The organism is Pseudomonas sp. UTLPPB19802, assembly GCF_059730225.1.
Map to the genome: position 1 here is coordinate 7,293,321 of NZ_AP048545.1, position 6,680 is coordinate 7,300,000.

The window sequence follows — 6,680 nt, forward strand, 5'->3', positions numbered from 1 at the left end:
TCCAAGGGCTGTAAACAAAAACGCCGCGATCATCGGATCGCGGCGTTTTTGTTTGTCCCGGGTTGGCGGCTACTTGCCCAGCGGGATCTTCGGCGCCCAGGTCAGCCATTCATCCTCGGACTTGTCGAACAGCGCGAAGGTCTGCTGCGGCCGTGCCGCAGTGCCCATGCGTTCGCCGTCCGGCGTGGCGAAGGCGATGCCGCCCTGGATCAGGGTTTCCAACGACTCGGTACGAACCGTCGCGCCCTTGAACAGACTGACATCAAAACCGAAACCACTGCTGTTCCAGAAACGGCTGCCCGTGCGCACCAGTGGTGCATAACGCGGTTCGATCAGGATGTGAATCAACACCCGGTCGCCAGTCGTGCCCAGTTCGTAACCCGTCACCTTGCCCACCGCCACTTCACGATAGGTCACCGGCACACCTTCCTTCAGCGAACCGCGGCGCGGCGCACTCAGGGTCAGGCTCAGGCCAGCCTCGGCCACCTGCGCCTCCGGCGGCTGCTTGAGCGCAACGAAGTTGGTCTGCGCGCCCTGCTTTTTCGCCGCCGGCTGCACCTCGATGTACTGACCCGTCACCAGGGTTTCCAGGTTGGCGGTCTTGATCAGGCCCAGCTCCGGCTTGACCACCCAGAACTGGCTGCCGACCCGCGCGATCTTCTCCGGCACCTCGGTGATGCGTGCCGAGAGCAGCACCGATTGCAGGTCGTCACTGAGATCGACGCTCTCGATCTTGCCGACATCCAGCCCCCTGAAGCGAATCGGCGTGCCAGGGCGCAAGCCGTCGGCACGGTCGACCCGAATGCTGATCAGCGTGCCCTGCTGCTCGGCAGCGTCGTGATTGGCGAACAGGCGAAAACGCGGGATACGCCGTTTCAGGGGGGCCTTCTCGCGCAAGGTTTCGAAGGCGATACCGCCTGCGATCAGGGTCTGCAGCGATTCGCTCTTGACCTGGATACCGCCGGTGAGGCCACCACTTAAGGTAATGCCACTGACGTTCCAGAAACGTGTCGAGGCGTTGACCAGACCCTCGTACTCTTTCTCGATATGGACACCGATCACCACCTGCTTGCGGTCTCGGGAGAACTGGTAGCTCTGTACCGAACCGACCTTGACCTGCTTGTAGAGGATCGGGCTGCCGACTTCCAGCGAACCGAGGTTGTCCGTGAACAGCACCAGGTGCAAGCCGGGAGAACGCAGGTCGAGCGGCGGCGCCTTGGCCCGCGCCTCGAACTCGCGCTGTGGGTGACCGCCCTTGTCGCCGGGCCGGATGGCGATGTAGTTACCCTTTACCAAGGCCTCCAGGCCGGTGATACCCGCCAGGGAAATCGACGGCTTGACCACCCAGAACTGGGTGCCATCCACCAGGTAGTCCTCGGCCAGTGGATCGAGGGTCAGTTCGGCATTGGCGCTGGTCAGATCGGGATCGATCTTCAGGGTTTTCAGGCTACCGACCTGGATGCCCTTGTACATGACTGGCGTGCGACCGGCCTGCAGGCCCTCGAAGTCGGCGAGTTTTACCTTCACGCGGATACCCGCCTGGGCCGCGTCGAAGTCTTCGTAGAGACGGAACGGCAGGCTCGGGTCAGTGGGCGGGCTGTCCTTGCGGTTTTCCGGGGTCGCGAAGGCAATACCGCCGGCGACGATGCTGGCCAGGGACTCGCTACGCAGTTTCACCCCCGACAGGTTGGCGTCGATGCTGATGCCGCTGGCGTTCCAGAACCGCGTGTGCTTGCGCACCAGATTGGCATAGGCCGGCTCGATGAACACCTTGAGTTCGACCATGTTCTGGTCCGGCGACAGCGCATAGCTTTTGATCTGGCCAACCTGGATCTGCTTGTAGAACACCGGACTGCCACGATTCAGCGAGCCCAGCCGTTCAGCCTTGATGGTGATGTGCAGGCCGGGCTTGAGATCCGAGAGCGGCGGTTCCTCGGACAGGGCCTTGAACTTGCGCGCCGGCTCGCCATCGCCTGGGCTGACGGCAATGTAGTTACCCGAGACCAGTGTTTCCAGGCCGGTGATACCTGCCAGGGACACGTTCGGCTTGACCAGCCAGAAGCGGGTATTGGTGCGCAGGGACGACTCGACGTCCTTGTTCATCTCGATGGTGACGTTCACGCCCTTGGTCGAGCCCTCGGTGTCCAGGGCCAACGCCTTGACCTTGCCGATCGGCATGCCCTTGTAGACGATGACGGTCTTGTTGGCCTCAATGCCCTGGCCGCTTTCGAAACGCACCTGGATCTCGATACCGGTCTGGTTGTAGGCCCTCCAGCCGAGCCAGCCGCCGATGATCAGGGCGATCAGTGGCAGGACCCAGATGGCCGACCAGTTCGATGCCGGGCGGGTTTTGGCTTTTGGCAAATCACTCATTGTCGTCGTCCGACTCCGTGTTGTCCCAAATCAGTCGGGGGTCAAAGGTTATTGCAGCAAGCATCGTCAATATCACCACACTGGCAAAGGCCACTGCACCGAGGTTGGCCTCGACGCTGGCAATCCTGCCGAAGTTGACGATCGCCACCAGGATGGCGATCACGAAAATATCCAACATCGACCAACGGCCGATGAACTCGATGAACCGGTACATGATGATCCGCTGCCGGGCCGACAACGGCTGGTGACGCTGTACCGAGAACAGTAGCAGGCCGATGCCTACCAGTTTGAACGTTGGTACCAGGATACTGGCGACAAAAACCACGGCGGCAATTGGAAACATTCCATGCTGCACCAGGGTGATGACGCCGGACATGATCGTATCCGGATCGCCTTTGCCCAAGGAGCTGACGGTCATGATCGGCAGCATGTTGGCCGGGATGTAGAGAATGGCCGAGGTCAGCAGCAGCGCCCAGGTGCGCATCAGGCTGTTCGGGCGGCGCGGGTGTACCTGGGCGCCGCAACGTGTGCAGAGCTGCCCATCGGTGTCCGGCTCGTGCCGGTTCAGCTCGTGGCACTCCGTGCAGATCAGGATGCCTGCATCAATCGCCCGCATGTTCGTCCTCTCCCGACAACGCCTGCCAGATCTGGTGGGGTGACATCAGCACCTCCAGGAGTATCTGCAGCAACAACAGACCGACAAAACAGCCAAGGCCCAGGCCCAGGCTCAACTCCGCGAGGTCCGCCAATTTCACGATGGCGACCAGCACGCCCATCAGATAGACCTCGAGCATGCCCCAGTCACGCAGGTGATGGTAAATGCGATACAGAAGCAGGCCGTAGCTGCGCCCGATATCCCAACGAATGCTCAACAGCACTGCCAGTTGGCACAACAGCTTGAGCAGGGGGATGCCCATGCTGCACAGGAACACCACGACGGCGATGCCGGTCATGCCGGAGTGATGCAGGCCCAGCACACCGCTCCACACCGTATCGTCGGAGGTACGACCCAGAAGATTGAGTTGCATGATGGGTAAAAAGTTCGCCGGGACATACAGCAGCAGAGCCGCAATCACCAGGGCCAGACTACGTTCGACGACATTGTGACGGTGGGCATAGAGTTCGTAGCCACAGCGTGGGCACTGGGCCTTTTCGCCCAGGCCGAGCTGGGGCTTGCGCATCAGCAGGTCGCACTCGTGGCAAGCCACCAGCTTGTCCAGGGGCAGTTCCGACACCTGTGGGGCGTCAACCGGATCCGGCATAGATAGAGGCTCTGGCTCTGTAGGGAATTGAGCCTATTCTAGTGGGCTGGCTCGAAAATAACTGTGCAAATTTGTCGGGTGCAGGCGGGTCCTGTGAGGTTACGCCGCTTTTGTGGCGAGGGGGCTTGTGGGGATGCCACCTGTGCAGCAGGCCTGAAGCCTGCTTATGCGGTGGGCCAGGTAGATCGGGGGTTCAGGGTTTGGGGCTGCCTTGCAGCCCAGCGGGGCGGTGCGGCGTCCCGACGAGCCCCCCTTGGGTCTTGTGTCGGTTGTGGCGGCCTCTTCGCGGGCAAGCCCTGCTCCTACAGACGGGTGGCGAGCACAACCTGTATGGACGACGAAGTATTGTAGGAGCAGGGCTTGCCCGCGAAGAGGCCCTCAAGCTCCGCACCGGACTTGCCAACGCCACAAAGACAAAACCCCAACCGCTTTCGCAATTGGGGTTTTGGAATTTAATCTTGACGATGACCTACTCTCACATGGGGAAACCCCACACTACCATCGGCGATGCATCGTTTCACTTCTGAGTTCGGGATGGGATCAGGTGGTTCCAATGCTCTATGGTCGTCAAGAAATTCGGTAGCCAGCTCGTAGCCCTTGCGGGTCACGCTCCAGCGAATTCGGGTATGTGATTCAGGTATTTGTGCGTTGCAAACTTTCGGTTCACTTCGTCTTCATACACCGCAATCTGCTCATTCGACGCAAATTGCTTGGGTGTTATATGGTCAAGCCTCACGGGCAATTAGTATGGGTTAGCTCAACGCCTCACAGCGCTTACACACCCCACCTATCAACGTCGTAGTCTTCGACGGCCCTTCAGGGAACTCAAGGTTCCAGTGAGATCTCATCTTGAGGCAAGTTTCCCGCTTAGATGCTTTCAGCGGTTATCTTTTCCGAACATAGCTACCCGGCAATGCCACTGGCGTGACAACCGGAACACCAGAGGTTCGTCCACTCCGGTCCTCTCGTACTAGGAGCAGCCCCTCTCAAATCTCAAACGTCCACGGCAGATAGGGACCGAACTGTCTCACGACGTTCTAAACCCAGCTCGCGTACCACTTTAAATGGCGAACAGCCATACCCTTGGGACCGGCTTCAGCCCCAGGATGTGATGAGCCGACATCGAGGTGCCAAACACCGCCGTCGATATGAACTCTTGGGCGGTATCAGCCTGTTATCCCCGGAGTACCTTTTATCCGTTGAGCGATGGCCCTTCCATACAGAACCACCGGATCACTAAGACCTACTTTCGTACCTGCTCGACGTGTCTGTCTCGCAGTCAAGCGCGCTTTTGCCTTTATACTCTGCGACCGATTTCCGACCGGTCTGAGCGCACCTTCGTACTCCTCCGTTACTCTTTAGGAGGAGACCGCCCCAGTCAAACTACCCACCATACACTGTCCTCGATCCGGATAACGGACCTGAGTTAGAACCTCAAAGTTGCCAGGGTGGTATTTCAAGAATGGCTCCACGCAAACTGGCGTTCACGCTTCAAAGCCTCCCACCTATCCTACACAAGCAAATTCAAAGTCCAGTGCAAAGCTATAGTAAAGGTTCACGGGGTCTTTCCGTCTAGCCGCGGATACACTGCATCTTCACAGCGATTTCAATTTCACTGAGTCTCGGGTGGAGACAGCGCCGCCATCGTTACGCCATTCGTGCAGGTCGGAACTTACCCGACAAGGAATTTCGCTACCTTAGGACCGTTATAGTTACGGCCGCCGTTTACCGGGGCTTCGATCAAGAGCTTCGCGTTAGCTAACCCCATCAATTAACCTTCCGGCACCGGGCAGGCGTCACACCCTATACGTCCACTTTCGTGTTTGCAGAGTGCTGTGTTTTTAATAAACAGTCGCAGCGGCCTGGTATCTTCGACCGGCATGGGCTTACGGAGCAAGTCCTTCACCCTCACCGGCGCACCTTCTCCCGAAGTTACGGTGCCATTTTGCCTAGTTCCTTCACCCGAGTTCTCTCAAGCGCCTTGGTATTCTCTACCTAACCACCTGTGTCGGTTTGGGGTACGGTTCCTGGTTATCTGAAGCTTAGAAGCTTTTCTTGGAAGCATGGCATCAACCACTTCGCGTCCTAAAGGACACTCGTCATCAGCTCTCGGCCTTAAGATCCCGGATTTACCTAAGATCTCAGCCTACCACCTTAAACTTGGACAACCAACGCCAAGCTGGCCTAGCCTTCTCCGTCCCTCCATCGCAATAACCAGAAGTACAGGAATATTAACCTGTTTTCCATCGACTACGCTTTTCAGCCTCGCCTTAGGGACCGACTAACCCTGCGTCGATTAACGTTGCGCAGGAAACCTTGGTCTTTCGGCGTGGGTGTTTTTCACACCCATTGTCGTTACTCATGTCAGCATTCGCACTTCTGATACCTCCAGCAAGCTTCTCAACTCACCTTCACAGGCTTACAGAACGCTCCTCTACCGCATCACTTACGTGATACCCGTAGCTTCGGTGCATGGTTTGAGCCCCGTTACATCTTCCGCGCAGGCCGACTCGACTAGTGAGCTATTACGCTTTCTTTAAAGGGTGGCTGCTTCTAAGCCAACCTCCTAGCTGTCTAAGCCTTCCCACATCGTTTCCCACTTAACCATGACTTTGGGACCTTAGCTGACGGTCTGGGTTGTTTCCCTTTTCACGACGGACGTTAGCACCCGCCGTGTGTCTCCCACGCTCGGCACTTCCAGGTATTCGGAGTTTGCATCGGTTTGGTAAGTCGGGATGACCCCCTAGCCGAAACAGTGCTCTACCCCCTGGAGTGATACGTGAGGCGCTACCTAAATAGCTTTCGAGGAGAACCAGCTATCTCCGAGCTTGATTAGCCTTTCACTCCGATCCACAGGTCATCCGCTAACTTTTCAACGGTAGTCGGTTCGGTCCTCCAGTCAGTGTTACCTAACCTTCAACCTGCCCATGGATAGATCGCCCGGTTTCGGGTCTATACCCAGCGACTAAACGCCCTATTAAGACTCGCTTTCGCTACGCCTCCCCTATTCGGTTAAGCTCGCCACTGAATATAAGTCGCTGACCC

At 58.0% G+C, this 6,680-nt stretch carries 3 protein-coding genes and 2 rRNA genes (1 of these 5 only partly in view); all 5 read right to left on the minus strand.

What is annotated here, in order from left to right:
* Positions 1 to 69: 69 nt before the first annotated feature.
* The gene (locus tag AC6I6U_RS32300; RefSeq protein WP_497879971.1) at positions 70 to 2,373 is read right to left on the minus strand and encodes a PqiB family protein; all 2,304 of its coding nucleotides are present in this window, start codon (positions 2,371 to 2,373) and stop codon (positions 70 to 72) included.
* Positions 2,366 to 2,989, minus strand: a complete 624-nt coding sequence (locus AC6I6U_RS32305) for a paraquat-inducible protein A (protein WP_054059590.1) — start codon at positions 2,987 to 2,989, stop codon at positions 2,366 to 2,368. Before AC6I6U_RS32305 ends, AC6I6U_RS32300 begins: the two co-directional genes overlap by 8 nt.
* Positions 2,976 to 3,635 (minus strand): paraquat-inducible protein A, encoded by a 660-nt coding sequence (locus tag AC6I6U_RS32310; RefSeq protein WP_497879972.1) that lies wholly within the window; start codon positions 3,633 to 3,635, stop codon positions 2,976 to 2,978. The genes AC6I6U_RS32305 and AC6I6U_RS32310 overlap by 14 nt, the downstream gene beginning before the upstream one ends.
* A gap of 456 nt (positions 3,636 to 4,091) precedes the next feature.
* Positions 4,092 to 4,207: ribosomal RNA gene (rrf, locus tag AC6I6U_RS32315) — 5S ribosomal RNA — on the minus strand.
* 149 nt (positions 4,208 to 4,356) lie between these two features.
* A 23S ribosomal RNA gene (locus tag AC6I6U_RS32320) occupies positions 4,357 to 6,680 on the minus strand; it runs 567 nt beyond the window's last position.